Here is a 16,518-nt window from a genome sequence, read left to right as displayed (position 1 = left end):
ATGTCACCCGCAGATATGCCCGCTCAGCGGTGTTCGTTTCGTCTCCATCAGATCGGCCTGTGGCCGCTTCGTGTTCGGCGGTTCTCACTTTCGCATGCCCCGTCCGTGATTCGCTGCTCGAGATTCTCGCCCCGAACCAGCCTGCATCGCTAGTCGTTCGTCCAGTGCTACGGGTTTTTACGCCTTCTTCACCCAGCCGGTTACGGTGGGGCCCATGACTTCCGCCGCGACCACGAAACCGACCGCGTTGATCACCGGCGCCAGTCGCGGCCTCGGCGCCGCGATCGCCAGGGAGCTCGCGCCGACCCACGACCTGCTGCTCGGCGCCCGGTCGGCGGAATCGCTGCGCGGCATCCTGACGGAGTTGCCCGACGCGCGGGGCTGGCCGGTCGAGTTGACCGACTACGCCGCCGTCGCCGCGGCGGTCGAGCCGATCCGGAGCCTGAACGTGCTGGTGCACAACGCGGGCATCGCCGATCTCGGCACGATCGCGGAATCCACCGTCGAACAGTGGCGAAACACGTTGGAAGCCAACGTTATCGCGGTCGCCGAACTCACCCGGCTGCTGCTACCCGCGCTGCGGGCGGGCCAGGGTCACGTGGTGCTGATCAACTCGGGCGCGGGGCTGCGCGCCAATGCGGGCTGGGCCTCCTACGCGGCGAGCAAGTTCGGCCTGCGCGCCTTCGGCGACGCGCTGCGCCAGGAGGAGCCGGAGCTGCGGGTGACCTCGATCCATCCGGGCCGAATCGACACCGATATGCAGCGGGCGATCATCGCGGGCGAGGGGCGCGAGTACCGGGCCGAGGACTTCCTCGCCCCCGAGACCGTGGCGTACACGGTGCGTTCCGCCATCGACACCCCGCGCGACGCGCACCCCACCGAGGTCGTGCTCCGGCCGTACTGATCCCGGAGTCACCCGGCGGCGCTCTTTCGGCCGAAGCGCTCGCTCGGCTGTCGGCGCGCACATCGCCGATGGCGTGTTCCGTCGGTACTGATCCCGTACGGGTCCGACGGCGCTGTCTCGGCCCACGCGTTCCCCTCGCGACTGTCGCACGCACGTCGCCGATCGGCTTGTCGCCCGTGCGATCGACCTGCTGATCGACGGGGAGACGGGTGGCCACCGACCTGATGACGCGCTGTAGCTCACCGCCGTGCTCTCGTCCCTGTGATTTGCTCAACAGACCACGCGGGTTCAGGTTCCCGTCAAGTTCGCTCGTTAGCGTCCGGCCCCATCCCCGAGGGTTCGTCGCGGGGAGGTTCGAGCGAGCAAGAGGGATCAGGTTGTGGACAGACGTCGCATGCTGGCGTTGCTGACAGCGGGCGCGGCGGTCGCGCTGACCGGATGCGCGGTGGCCGAGGGCGACCCGATCGACAGCGGTTCCGCGGGCGGCGTGCCCCGGCCGCCCGCACCGCCGTTGTTGCCGCCTCCGCCCGGCGGACCGAAGACGCCGATCCCGGCGGGCACGATCACCGCGCTGCCGGGGCCGGGCAGCAGCATGGCGCTCACCGTGGACGACGGAGCCAGTCCCGAGGTCGTCGGCGCCTACATCCGATTCGCCAAGGACACCGGCGCGCGGTTCACCTTCTTCGTGACCGCCTACTACGACTCGTGGGCGATCCACCGGGACGCCTTGCGGCCCTTGGTCGAATCCGGGCAGATCCAGCTCGGCAACCACACCTGGGATCACCCGGATCTGACCAAGCTGTCCGCGTCGGCCGTTGCCGGGCAGCTGGAGCGGGCGAAGACCTACCTGCGCCAGAACTTCGGGGTGGACGGCACCCCGTACTTCCGCCCGCCGTTCGGCAGGCACAACGCCACGGTCGACCGGGTGGCCGCCGACCTCGGCTACACCGTGCCCACCATGTGGTACGGCTCACTGTCCGATTCCGGTGTGATCACCGAGGAGTATCTGATCGAATGCGCGCGGCGGTATTTCCAGCCGCAGACGATCGTCATCGGGCACGCCAACGCACCCGCCGTCACCCACTGCTACGGACAGCTGGTCGACATCATCAAGGAGCGCAACCTGTCCATGGTCACGCTCGACGACGTGCTGCTCCCGCCGCGCTGACCCGCCGTCAGGCGACGATGTTCACCAGGCGCCCCGGCACCACGATCAGCTTGCGCGGCGCCTTCCCGTTGAGCAGCGCGTCGATCTTCTCGTCGGCCAGCGCCGCCGCCTCGATCGCCGCGTTGTCCGCGTCGGCCGCCACCTGAATCCGGCTGCGCACCTTGCCGTTCACCTGGATCGGGTACTCCACCGACTCCTCGACCAGCAGCGCCGGATCGGCGACCGGGAACGGGCCGTGCGCCAGCGAGGCGGTGTGACCCAGGCGGTCCCACAGCTCCTCGGCGATGTGCGGGGCCAGCGGCGCCAGCATCAGCACCAGCGGCTCCACCACCGAGCGCGGCGCGCCGTCCGGGTAGCTCTTGGTCAGGTGGTTGGTCAGCTCGATCAGCTTGGCGCCCGCCGTGTTGTCGCGCAGCGCGGCGAAATCCTCGTCCACGCCCGCGATCGTCTTGTGCAGCAGGCGCAACGTCTCCTCGCTCGCGGCGGCGTCGGTGACCCGCACCGCGCCGGTCTCCTCGTTCACCACCAGACGCCAGGCGCGCTGCAGGAACCGGTGCGCGCCGACGACGTCCTTGGTCGCCCACGGGCGCGAGGTGTCCAGCGGACCCATCGCCATCTCGTAGAAGCGGAAGGTGTCCGCGCCGTACAGATCGCACATCTCGTCCGGGGAGATGGCGTTCTTCAGTGACTTGCCGATCTTGCCGTACTCCTGGCGCACCTCGATCTCGGCGCCGGTGGGGTCGGTCCAGAAGAACTTGCCGTCGCGCTCGACCACCTCGGCGGCGGGCACGTACGCGCCGCGCTCGTCGGTGTAGGCGTGCGCCTGGATGTAGCCCTGGTTGAACAGCCGCCGGTACGGCTCGCTCGCGGACACGTCACCCAGATCGAACAGCACCTTCTGCCAGAAGCGGGCGTACAGCAGGTGCAGAACCGCGTGCTCGACGCCGCCGACGTACAGGTCGACGCCGCCCGGGTCGTTCGGCCCGCCGACGTCGGCGCGCGGGCCCAGCCAGTACGCCTCGTTCTCCTTGGCGCAGAACGTCTCGGTGTTCGTCGGGTCGGCGTAGCGGATCTCGTACCAGGAACTGCCCGCCCACTGCGGCATGACATTGGTGTCGCGGCGGTAGCGCTTCAGCCCGTCGCCGAGATCCAGTTCGACTTCCACCCAGTCGGTGGCCTTGGCCAGCGGCGGGGAGGGTTCGGAGTTCGCGTCGTCCGGATCGAAGGTCACCGGGGCGAAATCGTCCAGCTCCGGCAGCACCACCGGCAGCATGGATTCCGGCAGCGCGTGGGGTGCGCCCTGCTCGTCGTACACGATCGGGAACGGCTCGCCCCAATAGCGCTGGCGCGCGAACAACCAGTCGCGCAGCTTGTATTGGATGGTGCCCTTGCCGTGTCCGTCGGCCTCGAGCCGGGCGATCATCGCCGCTTTGGCCTCCTCGACGGACAGGCCGTCGAGGTAATCAGAGTTCACCAGCGCGCCTTCGCCCGCGTGGGCGCCCTGCTCCAGGTCGCCGCCGCTGATCACCTCGATGATCGGCAGCCCGAGGACGGACGCGAATTCCCAGTCGCGGTGGTCGTGCCCGGGAACGGCCATGATGGCGCCGGTGCCGTAGCCGCTGAGCACGTAGTCGGCGATGAAGATCGGCACGGCCGCGCCGTTGGCCGGGTTGATCGCGTGATTGCCAAGGAAGACGCCGGTCTTCTCCTTGTTCTCCTGACGCTCCAAATCCGACTTGGCCGCGATCGACTTGCGGTAGGCCGCCACGGCTTCGGCCGGTGTGGCGGCGCCCTCGTTGGTCCACCTGGGGTCGGTGCCCGCAGGCCACGCGGCGGCGGTCAGCTTGTCGACCAGCTCGTGTTCCGGCGCGAGCACCACATAGGTGGCGCCGAACAAGGTGTCGGGGCGGGTGGTGAAGACCTCGATCTGCTCGCCGTCGGCGTCGAACTTCACCTGCGCGCCCCGGGATCGTCCGATCCAGTTGCGCTGCATGGCCTTGACGTTCTCCGGCCAGTCCAGCCGGTCCAGGTCGTCGACCAGGCGATCGGAATAGGCGGTGATGCGCATCATCCACTGCCGCAAGTGCTTACGGAACACCGGGAAGTTGCCGCGCTCGCTGCGACCGTCGGCGGTGACCTCCTCGTTCGCCAGCACGGTACCCAGGCCAGGGCACCAGTTGACCATCGAATCGGTCTGGTACACCAGGCGATACGAATCCAGCAGCGCGCCGCGCTCGGCGGGCGGCATCGTGTCCCAGGACTTGCCCTCCGGCACGGCCCGTGCGCCGGACGCGAACTCGGCCGCCAGCTCGGCGATCGGGCGGGCCCGGTTCAGCTCCGTGTCGTACCAAGCGTTGTAGATCCGCAGGAAGATCCACTGTGTCCAGCGGTAGTACTCCGGATCGGTGGTCGCGAACGAGCGACGCCGGTCGTGGCCGAGCCCGAGGCGGTCCAGCTGACGCTGCATGGTGGCGATGTTCGACTCGGTGGTGTCGCGCGGGTGCGCGCCGGTCTGTACCGCGTACTGCTCGGCGGGCAGGCCGAACGCGTCGTAGCCGAGGGCGTGCAGCACGTTGCGCCCGTGCATGCGGTGGTAGCGGGCGAAGACGTCCGTGGCGATGTAGCCGAGCGGATGCCCGACGTGCAGGCCCGCGCCCGACGGGTACGGGAACATGTCCTGGATGAACAGCTTGTCGGCCGGTGTCGGACCGGCCAGCGGTCCCACCGGGTTCGGCGCGTGGAAGGTTCCGCGTTCGTCCCACGTCCGCTGCCACCGGCTCTCGATGCGGCCGGCAAGCTCCGCGTTGTACCGGTGCTCAGGTACATCGCTTTCGGTTGCGCGTGTGTCTTGCACGGTCCTGCCTTCTTGTGGTCGCCGATCCCCGACAAACTTCGTCTATCAGGGTAGAACGTCGCATCGGCAGGACCGAAAATCGGGCTGGCCTGCGGTTGCGGCCGGGTTCGCCGCACGAGGCGCCCGTCGGCGGGCGCGGGGCAACGATGCGCTAGCCTGCATGGGTGTTCGTCGTCGCTCTCGTCCTGTTCGTGCTGGCTGTCGTGGCCGTCACAACCGGAGCACTCGGGCTGACCGGCCGGTTGCCCCGGAATCGTTTCTTCGGTGTCCACACCGAGGCCGCGCTGTCCACGGACGAGACGTTCCGCGTCGCCAACCGGGTCGCCGCTCCCACCTCGATCGCGGCCGGGGCGCTGCTGTTCGCCGGTGGTCTCGTCGGGCTGGCCGCGGGCGGCTTCGTCGCGCTGGCCGTCGCGGCCTGCGCTGCCGTCGTCGCCCTGTTCACCCTCGGCGCCGGTGCGAACGCCGCCGCGCAGGCGGCCGAAGCCATCGCCCCGCCGCCGCAGACCGGTGGTTGCGGCAACTCCTGTGGCGCCTGCTCGCTCCGCGACGCCTGCCAGCCCGCGAGCTGAGGCCCATCACCCCGCGTCCGCGCACTGCGCGATGTCTGTCGGCCATGAGTCGAGGCCGATGGCCCGCGTCCGCCCACTCCGCGACGCCTGCCGATCCGCGAGCTGAGGCCCATCACCCCGCGTCGGCGCACTCCGGCGGCGGGACGCTGCGCGACAACGGACTGTCAACCGGCGTGAAGTAGAGCACACACAGCAATACCGGCACCGTTCCGAGATTGCGCGCCACGTGCGGGTAGCGCGGCCCGCTCGGTTCCCGGAAGATCCGCGGGCGCCGGTAGGTGACCGGCGCGCAGTCCGCACCGGGATGATCCAGCGTCCCCCGCGCGACCAGCACGAACAATGTCCCGTCGTGGTAGTGCCACCCGCTGCTGCCACCCGGCTCGATGAGCGTCTGGCGCAGCACGACCGCCCACCGTCCCAGAGCGAACCGGAACAGGACCCTACTGGCCGTCCCATGAGCGGGCGCCGCGTTCACCTCGAAATCGGACCACACGCTTCGATCGAACCACTCTCCGCGCCGGGGTCCACTCGATCCGGCCGAGACACGTGCGCCGCGCTCGGCGATCCGATGCGGGGCGACATCAGCAACGACCGGTCTCCGGACTGCGAACCGCAAGCGGGACGCGAACGCACACGCTTCCCGCATGGCGGGCGTGCGCAGCACGCCCGCTCTGGGTAGCAACTCCGATCAGGTCGTCACGCGCGGTGGATCGGCGGTGAGGGCCTGGAGTACCGCGTCGTCGGACGCCGGGTCGCCGACGGCGATGCGTGCGCTGCCGTCGGCGTAGGACTTCGCGGCTATGCCCGCGCGCCGCAGCGCCGTGTTCGCACCAGGACCGGGTACGTACAGGAAGTTCGCGTGGCTTTCCGGTATCGCGAATCCATGAGCCAGTAGTGCGCTGCGGAGTGCGTCGCGCCTTTCGGCGATGCGCAGGGTGCGCGCGGCGAGTTCGGGTGCGGCGGCGTACGAGGCGGCGACCGCGGCAACCGCCGCCGCGCCCATCCCGAAGGGCAATTGCAGTGTGCCGATTCGCGCGATCAACTCGGCCCGGCCGAAGGCGTAGCCGATACGCAGCCCGGCCAAGCCGTACGCTTTCGAAAAGGTACGTAGCACAACAAGGTTGGGGTGCTTCGCGATCAGCGCCCGTGGGTCGACGTATGCGGTGGCGCCGAGGAATTCGACGTACGCCTCGTCCAGAACGACCGGGACCCGGCTGGGAACGTCGGACAGGAATGCCTTCAGCTCGTCGGCCGGGATGACCGTTCCGGTGGGATTGTGCGGACGGCACACCACGATCAGCGCGGTGCGACGGTCGACTGCCCGCCGCATCGCCCGCAGATCCTGGTTCCCCGCCGAATCCAGCGGCACCGGCACTGCGGTGACGCCGGCCATCTCGGCCATGATCGGATACCCGTCGAACGTCGGTGCGCTGTAGACGATCTCGTCTCCCGGCGTGGTCAGGGTCTGCAAGATCTGCAGTGCCACGCCGGTCGCCCCCGACCCGACCACCACTTGGTCCGCCCCTACACCGAGGTGCTGGGCGATCAGCGTCGGCAGGCGGCGCGGCAGGAACTCCGGGTATCGATTGGCCTGAGCCAGCGTCATGTGCACGGCTCGCAACACCGAAGGCAGCGGCGGGAACGGATTCTCGCTCAGAGCGAGGTCGAAGCGGGGTGGCACCCGGTGCGTCCGGTACCGGTGCGACGGCCGGGTGCCGTCGACGACGCGCACGCTCATCGCGCGGCTCCCCAGCGGACGGCGGCCGCGCCCGCGAAGTCGCCCGCGTGCGCGAACGCCGACATCAGGACCAGCGATCCGTTGCGCAGCCGTCCCGCCCGGTTCTCCACGTCCAGGGTCACCGGGATGCCAGCGGCGAACAGGTTTCCGCAGGAATCGAAGGTGTCGGGGTGACGGTGCGGCGGGAGCTCCAGCGCGTCGTGCCAGTTGCGCAGGAACAGCCGGTTCGGCTGGTTGGTGACGAACGTGTCGACGTCGCGTCCCCGCACGCCGATCCGGTCGCACACCGCCAGGGCGACTTCCGGAACGAGCCGATTGCCCCTGGCGAACACCTTGGTGATCTTGGACTCGGTGAAGCTGACGCAGCCCTGGCCCTCGCCCGGCTCCCAGTACTTGCGCTCGCCGTTGGTGGAGAAGTCCATGTCGCCGGCGAATTCGGGATAGGTCCGGCATTCGATGTCGAGAATCGGCGCGCTGTCGTCCTTGCGGAGCAGTCCGACACCGCAGCCGTCACCGGGCACCGGAGCCTGCGCCAGCTTGCGGATATCGGTCTGGGTGAACACCGGTCCCGCGCAGTTCTGGGTCGCCGCGATCAGCGCGGTGCGGGCGGGCGTGGTCTGCAGGATCATCCGGGCCATCGCCATCATGTGCACGAACGCCGCACACCCGCCGTTGTGCACGTCGTAGACGTACGAGGGACGGATGCCGAGCCGTCGCGCCACCTCGGGCCCGCAGCCGAGCACCGGATTGTCCGGCAGTTGGGTGTGCGTGATCAAGACGTCGACCTCGGCGATCGCGTCGGCGCCGTTGCGTTCGATCAGCGGTGCGACGGCGCGCTCGACCATGTCCACCGCGGTCTCGTCGCGCGCGACGTGGTGGCGGCCCTTGGGCGAGCGGAACATGACGTTCTTCGCCATCCGGTCCGAGCGCGAGAACTGGGTGAAGTACTCGGTGCCGACCGGCTCGCCCGGTAGGTACGAGGCCACGTCGACGAGACTGACCTCAGGGAGATGTTGTTGCGTGGTGGTCACTCGAGCCTCACTTCATCCAGTCGGGCTTGATCGGCAGGCCGTGCGCGGCCCGGTACTCGCAGATGGCTTTGAGGTTGTCCATCTCCAGCTGATGCCCCGCCGAGAACATCTCCCAGAAGTCGCCGACCCACACCGGCCGGTTCGGGGGAGCGGACTCCGGGTACGGGTTGTCGTCGTAGAAGGGGTGCTTGCAGTTGACCCACAACACCACCGAACCCGGCTTGTGGAACACCAATTGCGCGTCGACCACGCGCAGCAGGTAGATCATCCACAGGTGTTGTCCCTGGTCCCAGGCGCAGTGGTAGTCGACGGTCATGGCGTCGGGGTTGGCGACGGTGCGGGTGAAGATCTCGGTCTCCGAGCCCAGCCGGTCATAGGCCAGCCAGAGTCCGGGTTCGTCGGTCTCCACGAACCCGCGCAGGCTGTAGGTCCACTCCTCCAGCGACCTGGTGTCGGCGAGGTATTCGTAGACCTCGCGCGGCGGCGCGTCGATGTACGCCTGCACCGGACAGTATTCGCCGAAGATCTGCTCGTGCGGATACACCGACCGCAGCATGTCCATGATGATCGGCGTGGTCGCGTCTTTGTCGGAGTTCTCGATGCGGAGCACGCCGGGCACGGCCTGTTCCGGGATATCGCTGAGGGCGGGGAGGGAACTGGTGGTCACGGTGATACTCCTTCGGGTAGGCGTCGGCGGGCGCCGCCGCGTGGGGTTCATCGAAGATCGCGGGATTGCTCCACGGCGTTAATGAAGGGCAGGAACGGAGGAATCTCGTCGGGATCGCATTCGATCGAAAGGAACGACGGTCCTTCGGTTTCCAGGCAGCGACGCAGTGTGGCGGCGAGCTCGCCGACGGTGCGCACCGAGAACGCGGGCAGACCGGGGAACATCGCGGCGATGCCCGCGCCGAGGTCGGCCGGGCGGAATCGGTTGAAGCTGTACCGGTCCTGGTAATACAGCTGCTCCCTGGTCACGCACATGGCGTGCGCGTTGTTGTTCAACACGACGAAGGTGACCGGAAGGGCGTGCTCGATCGCGGTGTGCAACTCCATGCCGTGCATGTAGAACGAGCCGTCACCCGCGATGACCACCGTCCGCCGGACACCGTCGGTCCGCGCATGCCGCGCGAACGCGGACCCGATGCCCGCGCCGAAGGCGTAACCCATTCCGCCCATCCCGAGGGCGACCACGAACCGCCCGTCCCGCGGCACCCTGAGGTGGTGCACGACCGACGCGCCGGTGTTGCCCGCGTCGGCGAACACGTCGGTGCCCTCCGGCAATGCGGCATCGATCGCCTCGACCACATCCCGGTACCGCAGACCGGGGCCCGAGGAGTCGGGCACCCGCAGCGAAGTCAGCGGTTGCGTCGCGTGCACGCGTTCGGATCCGGTACTGCCGTCGTCCAATTCGTCGGCGAGCTCGGCGAGTGTTCGCGACAGATCGGTACTGGTCGCATGGATGGCGGGCAGATACGGTGGCGCCACGCCGATGCTCGCGACCGTTCGCTCGGCGAGCGCGGCCTCCGAGCCGGCGCGGGTGGTGACCGGCAATCGGGTGCCGACCAGCAAGCACAGGGCCGAGGACCGGATGGCCGCCGCCAGTTCCGGGTGACCCATGGTGCCCGCGACGCCGCAGAAGGCGGGATCGGCGTTGTCGTAGACGTCCTTCGCGTCCGGCGCGACGCCCACCGCGGCATCCAAGGCGGTGGCGAGGCGGGCAAGCTCGTCGCGCGCGTCGTCGCGCGCGACCTGATCGCCCGCGATGATCACGATCTTCCCGGTGTGCCGGGCCGTGGCGAGCGCGGCGCGAACACGAGCGAGTCCGGCCCGGTCGGACCGATGTGTCCTGGCGGCGGGACAGAGCGGCGCGATAGGGCCCGCGTCGGCCTGCTGCACGTCTTTGGGCAGCAGCAGCACCGCCGGGCCGCCCCGGCGGGCGGCCTGCACCGCTCTATCCAGCCGATCCGCCAGGTCGGCAGCGGTTTCCACCCGTGCGCAATACGTGCTGACCGCGCCGAACAGACGGACCGCATCGATGGCGCCCGCGCGTCCGCTGGTGTCCTGGAAGGCGCCGTTGCCCTCCAGCGCGGTCGGGGGCTGCCCGACCAGGGCGAGTACCGGTACCCGCGACGCGAACGATTCGGCGAGCCCGGCGACGAGATTCATCGCGCCGCCGCCGGAGGTCGCCGCGACCACGCCCAATCCGCCTGTGCCACGGGCATATCCGTCGGCCATGGTCGCCGCGGAGAACTCGTGTTTCGCGACCACGCCGGTGACGTGGTCCGGCGCATCGAAGATCGCGTCGTACAGGTCCTCGATATTGGCGCCGTCCACTCCGAAGATGTGGCGCACGCCCAACGCCGAAACCGCTTGCACCAGATGGTCCACGACTCGAGTCCGCATCCGCACTCCCTTCCGCTGACGAAATTTCGACTGCGTACACGAGTGATACGGACCTGGTCGCCGAACGGTTCAACGGCGGAGCAGAAGATGTGCCGACCAACCTTGCGTGTACGTATACATCTACGTATAGTTGGGACATGCCCAACAAGACGATCTACGTGGCCGATGACGACCTCCCGCTCTTCCAGCGCGCGCAGGAGTTGGTCGGCGGCAACCTCTCGGGGGCGGTGGTCACGGCGCTGCGCCGGTTCATCGAACTCGAGGAGGGGCGGCTGGAGGGCTATGACGAGATCGTGCTCAAGGTCGGTCGCGATGGTGTGCGACAGGTCCGCTTCTCCGGGACCCTGCTAGGGGAGTGGCACGAGGTGAACGATACGCGCATCGAGCACGTCCAGGTGTATCGCAGCCGCAAGGGCAAATTCGTGATGCACGCCCAGTATTCGAACTGGGACGAGTATCCCGCCGAGGCGGGCACGAATTGGCTCAAGGACTGGCGAGACCCGAAAAGCTGGCGGCGTTTGCTCGGCGTCGGGCAGCAGGACTGGGGTGACTTCATCTTCGTCGTGGTGGATTCCCTCGACGAGTTGAAGGACCGACTGCCCGACAAGCTCTACCGGCGGGTGGTCGACGTGGCCGAAGGGCCGAAGATCGAGGACCTGGATATCTAACCGCCGCAACCGAATCGACTGACGCCGCGCCCCAAAAGGGGAGCGGCGTGGATAACACATGCCCATATGCGCATAGTGAAATGTATGTCAGAAAGGAAAGACCATGGTCAACGGCCATCGCGTGCCCGCCGTCTCGGTGCGCGGCCTGCGGAAATCGTTCGGCGAGCAAGTCGTGCTCGACGGGATAGACCTCACCGTCCCGGAGGGAACGGTCTTCTCGCTGCTCGGGCCGAACGGCGCGGGCAAGACCACCACCGTGCGGATCCTGACCACACTGATCCCTCCCGACGCGGGCGAAATCCGGGTGGGCGGCCATGATCTCACCGCCGAGCGCAAGCAGGTGCGCGCGCAGATCGGCGTGACCGGGCAGTTCTCGGCGGTCGACGAACTGCTCACCGGCCGGGAGAACCTGCTGCTGATGGGCGATCTGCATCATCTGTCCCGGCGGGACAACCGCAGGCTGGCGGCGGATCTGCTGGAGCGCTTCGACTTGGTCGACGCGGCGGACAAGACGGCGTCCACCTATTCCGGCGGCATGACCAGGCGCCTCGATCTGGCCATGACGCTGGTCGGCGATCCGCGCATCATCTTCCTCGACGAGCCGACCACCGGGCTCGATCCACGCAGCAGGCGCGCGATCTGGGACATCATCCGCGGGCTGGTCGACGATTACCGCGTCACGGTCTTCCTCACCACCCAGTATCTGGAGGAGGCCGACCAGCTCGCCGACCGCATCGCGGTGCTCGACCGGGGCAAGCTCGTCGCCGAAGGCACCGCGGCGGAGTTGAAGCGGCTGGTGCCGGGCGGCCACATCCGTCTGGAATTCGCCGATCGAGCCGCCTTGACCGCGGCGGCCGACGCGCTCGGCGCCGTGGCCCCGCCGCCGGACGACGACGAGGACCTCACCCTCGCGGTGCCCAGCGACGGCGGCGTGAAGTCCCTGCGCGCCGTGCTGGACCGGCTCGACGACGAGCGAATCGAGGTCGAGGGCCTCGCCGTGCACACCCCCAACCTCGACGACGTCTTCCTCACCCTCACCGGCCACCCCACGACCGAAAAGGAACCCGTGCGATGAGCATGTCCTACGCCCTCGCCGACTCGGCGACCATGCTGCGGCGCAATCTCGTGCGTGCCAAGCGCTATCCGAGCATGACCTTCGGCGTCATCGTGATGCCGACGGTGCTGTTGCTGGTGTTCAACTTCGTCTTCGGTGGCGCGCTGGAGAAGTCGTCCGGCGGAAACTACATCGACTATCTCGCGCCGGGCATGCTGCTGATGATTCCGGCGTACATGACGGTCTCGGTCGCGGTGGCGGTCGCCACCGACACGACCAAGGGCATCGTGAACCGGTTCCGCACCATGGACATCGCGCAGTCGGCCATGCTGACCGGTCACGTGGTCGGCGCGCTGATCCAGGCGTTGATCGGCATCGCCGCGATGGCGGGCGTCGCACTGCTCATCGGCTTCCGCCCGAACGCGAACCCGGTCGAGTGGCTCGCCGTGTTCGCGCTGCTCGCGTCGGTGATGTTCGCGCTCACCTGGCTGTCGGTGGCGCTCGGCCTGCTCGCGCCGACCCCTGAGAGCGCCAGCAACTCGCCCTTTCCGCTGGTGATGCTGCCGTTCCTCGGCAGCGGCCTGGTCGCCACCGACACCATGCCCGCCGGGTTGCGTCAGTTCGCCGAATACCAGCCCTTCACGCCGTTCACCGAGACCATCCGCGGCCTGCTGATGGGTACCGAGATCGGCGCCAACGGGATCATCTCGCTCGCCTGGTGCGTCGGGCTCGCGGCGGCCGGGTACCTGTGGTCGTCCTCGATCTTCCGGCGGCAGACGCGCTGAACCGGTCGCCGACGCAGAGATCCCCCGCGGGCAGCGCCTGGCGGGGGATCGCTCGTCGCTCAGACCGTGCCGGTGAGCAGAACCTTTCCGGTATTCGCCGCGCGGATGTCGACCGAGCGGATCTGGTCGGGCGGGCCCTCGATGGTCTGATCGATGGTCAGCTCGGTGCCGGGGCTCGCGGGCCACTGGCCGAGCTGCTGCTGCAGACCGTTGATCCGGGTGGCGTACAGCACGAGATTCGGGTTGTAGGGCAATGGCTCGCCGGGGGGATAGCTGCAGGTCATCACGAGTCGCGTCTGGTCACCCGCCGGGATGAGCTTGAAGCTCGCCGAGACCGGAGTCGGCTCGACCGGCGTCATCTGACGTTCGGCGAACGCCTGCTCGCTGGTGCCCGGCCCCGGCGCGTTGTGCGTTCCGGACACCGTGACCGCGATCGGAACCGCGATCGCCACCGCGGCCGCGGCCGAGGCCAGCGCGATGCCGACCGATGCCCACCCGCTGCGGCGGCGCCGCCGCTCGGCCGCGTCGGCCAACCGCGATGGCGGCGGGAACTCGGGCATCGGCGGCGGCGGTGGTTCCGGCGCGGCGTGCGCGGGCGGCTCGATCATCGTCGTCGCGATGTCGGCATCCACGAGGGCGAGCATGCCGGGCAAGCCCGCCAGCTCGGCCACGGACGCCCGACAGTCGGGGCAGCTCGAGAGATGGCTCTCGTACTGCAAACGCTCGTGGCGGGTCAGGGACCCGAGCACGTACGGGGCGTCCCACGTGCTGAAATCGTCGGTGATATCTGTCACTGGTTTGTCACCCCCATCTCCTGTAATGCCAGGCGCAATGCGCGCATGCCGTAGTGCATCCGGGACTTCACCGTGCCCGCGGGGACGTCGAGTTCCTCGGCGATCTGGTGGGTCGACAGTCCCCGGTAGTAGGCCCGCACGATCACCTCGCGATGATCGGCGCTGAGCCTGCCGAGCGCGTCGGCGACCAGCCAGCCGTCCAGCGCGCGGTCGGACTGGTCCGGGGTCGCCCGCTCGGGCGGGTTGTCGGTGCGGAATTCGCGCCTGCTGCGGGCGCTGCGGTGCTCATCCACGGCGAGATTGCGCGCCACGGTGAACAACCACGCCCGCGCCGACGTGGTGGACTGATCCAAGACGTTCGGGCGTTGCCATGCTCGCAGCAACGTTTCCTGCACGATGTCCTCTGCCCGTCCCGGGTCCCGAACCAGGCCGAGCGTGTACCGCCACAACGGGGTGGCGTGTTCGCGATAGAGAGCCCGCATCAATTCGGATTGATCGTCGGGCTGTCCCGTCTCGCCACGTTTCTTGCGCACAACTGGATACCTCTCCGCTCGAGTTGCGGGGCCGGTCGGTGGGCGCACCCGATGCGTCACCCATGCTTTCGCCGGTTCAGTTGTCGTGTCTCATGCCGTGTCTCCTTCGATCCTTTCGAGGAGTACACGTGCTCAGTTGCGTTCGAGTTCAATCGGGTGTGTCGCGAGCAGGGACAGCGGGAGCGGCTGGCGGCGCAGCACGTGCGCCCACAGGTCGGGGCGGCCGGTGCTGATCGGATCGGACGGCAGGGCCGATACCACGATCCAGTCGTCGTTCTCCAACTCGCCCTCCAGCTGCCCGAAGGTCCAGCCGGCGTAACCCGCGAAGATCCGGATGCCCTCGACCAGTGGGCCGACCCGCTCGGGGTCGGCGTCCAGGTCGACCAGCACGACGCGTCCGTCGATGCGGCGCAGCCCGGGGACACCATCGATCCGGGCGCCCACCCGGACCGTGCCCAGGCACAGCGCGGCGTCCCGTTTCACCGGGCCGCCGATGAACAGCGTGCGTGGGGCCGCGACCGCGTCGGTCCAGCGCGGCAGCACCTCGTGCACGGCCGTGTCGCTCGGGCGGTTCAGCACGACACCGAGACTGCCCGCCTCGTTGTGCTCGATGATGTAGACGACGGTGCGCCGGAAGGTCGGCTCGACCAGTTCGGTGGCCGACACCAGCAGCGTCCCGGCACGAACCACCTGCTCACCGTGCCGGAAATCGCGTCGCCTGCGGTCGCCGTGCCCGCCGCGAGTCTTCCGATCGTCCGGGTCTTCTGCGCGTGCCACTCCGACATCATCGCAGCTGTTCGCCCACAATGCGCCTTCTGCGGCCCACTTGTGTGTTCCGGATTTGCCGAACGGGTCGCGGACCGGGCGCCGGACGTCACGTTGCGCCACCGCCGCCACATCGTAGAGTCCACGTCATGGAACTGCCCGAGGTGCGCCTCGAGAACAACGACGCCGTGTACGACTTCTATCGCGAGCACCGTCAGAACCGTCTGAAGGCATGGGGTGCGTACGCCATTCTCGCCCGCCGCTACCATCCGCGCGTCACCTACGCCGAGGGCGCGCGCGAAGCGCTCCGCACGGTGATCAGGCAGAACAGGCCGCTGCTGATCGCGATCAACCACCTTTCCGAGAGCGATCCGTACACCGTGGCGGCGGCCGCGTGGCGCAGCGGACTACGCCGGGTGATCGGCCGGGTGCGCGTGCTGGCCAAGGACGAACTGTTCGCCGACCCCGATCAGCGGCGCAAGATCGACATGATGGGCGGCATCCCGGTGTTCCGCGGCAAGGACCACGGCATTCGCGCGGTGAACGCCGCGGGACAACTCATGATGGACGTCTGCGCGGAGCGGATGGCCCGTGGCGACGGCATCGCGGTGTTCCCCGAGGGCACCTGCAACGACGTGGACCCCTCCCGCGTGCAGGCGGTGGGCAGCGGCATCGGGCACATCGCCTTCCGGGCGATGAAACTCGGCGCCGAGCCCGTGCTGGTGTCGATGGCGCTGAGCTACGGTCCGCGCACGGACCCGGCGGTGCAGCCGACGAAAGAGGAGGCCAAGGGAGCCAGCTTCTACTTCAATGTCCCGGTGCTCGATTTGCCGCCCCGGCCCGGCGACATCGCCCGGCTGGTGCGCACCGATCTGCAACAGGCGCTCGACGGCGCTGTCGCGGCCTACTGAGGCAGGTTCAGCCGGTCGCGCGCCCAGTGCGGCACCATCACCAGGTATTCGGGGCGGGTCTCGATGAAATGGTGGACCGCCCGGCACATGGGCAGCGCGCCGAGCTTGTCGTCGCGGGTGCTGTCGAGCGCGGTCTCGATCAACAGCCGCGCATAGCCCTGCCCCTCGTAGCGCGGATAGATCTCGGTGTGCACGAACGCGCGCTCGGAGGCCGTGTCCTGGTATTCGGCGTAGCCGGCGATCGCACCGTCGACGTAGATCTCGAAACGTTCCAGTGCGGTGTTGTTGCTGACCTCGGTCGACATGGCTCGACGCTACTCTGTGCGCCGGTGTCCCGG

The 16,518-nt window shown here is 68.6% G+C and carries 17 protein-coding genes; 7 read left to right on the top strand and 10 right to left on the bottom strand.

Features of this window, described 5'->3' with window-relative positions; translation table 11 throughout:
• Window positions 1–214 precede the first annotated feature (214 nt).
• Window positions 215–904 carry an SDR family oxidoreductase gene (locus AB0L97_RS02555; RefSeq protein WP_355071275.1) on the top strand — a complete coding sequence of 230 codons (690 nt, stop codon included), beginning with the start codon at window positions 215–217 and terminating at the stop codon, window positions 902–904.
• 394 nt (window positions 905–1,298) lie between these two features.
• On the top strand, window positions 1,299–2,072 hold the full coding sequence (locus AB0L97_RS02550) for a polysaccharide deacetylase family protein (protein WP_355072079.1): 774 nt from the start codon (window positions 1,299–1,301) through the stop codon (window positions 2,070–2,072).
• A 7-nt stretch (window positions 2,073–2,079) separates the two neighbouring features.
• Here AB0L97_RS02550 and leuS read toward each other — a convergent pair whose 3' ends face one another.
• On the bottom strand, window positions 2,080–4,926 hold the full coding sequence (leuS, locus tag AB0L97_RS02545; RefSeq protein WP_364424782.1) for a leucine--tRNA ligase: 2,847 nt from the start codon (window positions 4,924–4,926) through the stop codon (window positions 2,080–2,082).
• Window positions 4,927–5,090: 164 nt separating this feature from the next.
• Here leuS and AB0L97_RS02540 point away from each other — a divergent pair, with 164 nt between their 5' ends.
• The gene (locus AB0L97_RS02540) at window positions 5,091–5,498 is read left to right on the top strand and encodes an SdpI family protein (RefSeq protein WP_356963019.1); all 408 of its coding nucleotides are present in this window, start codon (window positions 5,091–5,093) and stop codon (window positions 5,496–5,498) included.
• A gap of 112 nt (window positions 5,499–5,610) precedes the next feature.
• Here the strand turns inward: AB0L97_RS02540 and AB0L97_RS02535 are convergent, their stop codons facing one another.
• The 5 genes from AB0L97_RS02535 to AB0L97_RS02515 form a co-directional block, all read right to left on the bottom strand.
• Window positions 5,611–5,991, bottom strand: a complete 381-nt coding sequence (locus AB0L97_RS02535) for a hypothetical protein (RefSeq protein ID WP_355071280.1) — start codon at window positions 5,989–5,991, stop codon at window positions 5,611–5,613.
• Window positions 5,992–6,186: 195 nt separating this feature from the next.
• Window positions 6,187–7,236, bottom strand: a complete 1,050-nt coding sequence (locus AB0L97_RS02530; RefSeq protein ID WP_364424781.1) for an aminotransferase class I/II-fold pyridoxal phosphate-dependent enzyme — start codon at window positions 7,234–7,236, stop codon at window positions 6,187–6,189.
• Complete coding sequence (locus tag AB0L97_RS02525; RefSeq protein ID WP_356963014.1) at window positions 7,233–8,267, bottom strand: 3-oxoacyl-[acyl-carrier-protein] synthase III C-terminal domain-containing protein; 1,035 nt, start codon at window positions 8,265–8,267, stop codon at window positions 7,233–7,235. Before AB0L97_RS02525 ends, AB0L97_RS02530 begins: the two co-directional genes overlap by 4 nt.
• A gap of 7 nt (window positions 8,268–8,274) precedes the next feature.
• Window positions 8,275–8,934, bottom strand: coding sequence for an SRPBCC family protein (locus AB0L97_RS02520; RefSeq protein WP_355071286.1), 660 nt, complete (start codon window positions 8,932–8,934; stop codon window positions 8,275–8,277).
• Window positions 8,935–8,981: 47 nt separating this feature from the next.
• A complete protein-coding gene (locus tag AB0L97_RS02515; RefSeq protein ID WP_364424780.1) occupies window positions 8,982–10,670 on the bottom strand; it encodes a thiamine pyrophosphate-binding protein in 1,689 nt (562 codons plus the stop codon).
• 137 nt (window positions 10,671–10,807) lie between these two features.
• On the opposite strand from AB0L97_RS02515, the gene AB0L97_RS02510 reads away from it, so the two are divergent.
• From AB0L97_RS02510 to AB0L97_RS02500, 3 genes are all read left to right on the top strand, one after another.
• Complete coding sequence (locus AB0L97_RS02510; RefSeq protein ID WP_355071290.1) at window positions 10,808–11,338, top strand: EXLDI protein; 531 nt, start codon at window positions 10,808–10,810, stop codon at window positions 11,336–11,338.
• A 103-nt stretch (window positions 11,339–11,441) separates the two neighbouring features.
• Entirely contained in the window at window positions 11,442–12,413 is a 972-nt protein-coding gene (locus tag AB0L97_RS02505; protein ID WP_364424779.1) for an ATP-binding cassette domain-containing protein, read from the top strand.
• On the top strand, window positions 12,410–13,177 hold the full coding sequence (locus AB0L97_RS02500) for an ABC transporter permease (protein ID WP_364424778.1): 768 nt from the start codon (window positions 12,410–12,412) through the stop codon (window positions 13,175–13,177). The genes AB0L97_RS02505 and AB0L97_RS02500 overlap by 4 nt, the downstream gene beginning before the upstream one ends.
• A 59-nt stretch (window positions 13,178–13,236) precedes the next feature.
• On the opposite strand, the gene AB0L97_RS02495 is transcribed toward AB0L97_RS02500, so the two are convergent.
• The 3 genes from AB0L97_RS02495 to AB0L97_RS02485 all read right to left on the bottom strand — a co-directional run bounded on the left by AB0L97_RS02495 (window position 13,237) and on the right by AB0L97_RS02485 (window position 15,281).
• On the bottom strand, window positions 13,237–13,971 hold the full coding sequence (locus tag AB0L97_RS02495) for a zf-HC2 domain-containing protein (protein ID WP_364424777.1): 735 nt from the start codon (window positions 13,969–13,971) through the stop codon (window positions 13,237–13,239).
• The gene (locus AB0L97_RS02490; protein ID WP_355071297.1) at window positions 13,968–14,504 is read right to left on the bottom strand and encodes a sigma-70 family RNA polymerase sigma factor; all 537 of its coding nucleotides are present in this window, start codon (window positions 14,502–14,504) and stop codon (window positions 13,968–13,970) included. The genes AB0L97_RS02495 and AB0L97_RS02490 overlap by 4 nt, the downstream gene beginning before the upstream one ends.
• 132 nt (window positions 14,505–14,636) lie before the next feature.
• The gene (locus tag AB0L97_RS02485; protein ID WP_039803016.1) at window positions 14,637–15,281 is read right to left on the bottom strand and encodes a YqgE/AlgH family protein; all 645 of its coding nucleotides are present in this window, start codon (window positions 15,279–15,281) and stop codon (window positions 14,637–14,639) included.
• Between the two features lie 137 nt (window positions 15,282–15,418).
• Here AB0L97_RS02485 and AB0L97_RS02480 point away from each other — a divergent pair, with 137 nt between their 5' ends.
• Window positions 15,419–16,180, top strand: coding sequence for a 1-acyl-sn-glycerol-3-phosphate acyltransferase (locus AB0L97_RS02480; RefSeq protein ID WP_364424776.1), 762 nt, complete (start codon window positions 15,419–15,421; stop codon window positions 16,178–16,180).
• Here AB0L97_RS02480 and AB0L97_RS02475 read toward each other — a convergent pair.
• The gene (locus AB0L97_RS02475) at window positions 16,174–16,485 is read right to left on the bottom strand and encodes a GNAT family N-acetyltransferase (protein WP_355071301.1); all 312 of its coding nucleotides are present in this window, start codon (window positions 16,483–16,485) and stop codon (window positions 16,174–16,176) included. The genes AB0L97_RS02480 and AB0L97_RS02475 overlap by 7 nt on opposite strands.
• Window positions 16,486–16,518 lie beyond the last annotated feature (33 nt).

The sequence above is a fragment of the Nocardia sp. NPDC051911 genome (genome assembly GCF_040681035.1).
Classification (GTDB): Bacteria; Actinomycetota; Actinomycetes; order Mycobacteriales; family Mycobacteriaceae; genus Nocardia; species Nocardia sichangensis.
Note: the sequence above shows the minus strand (reverse complement) of the source record. Positions and strands in the feature narration are given on the sequence as shown.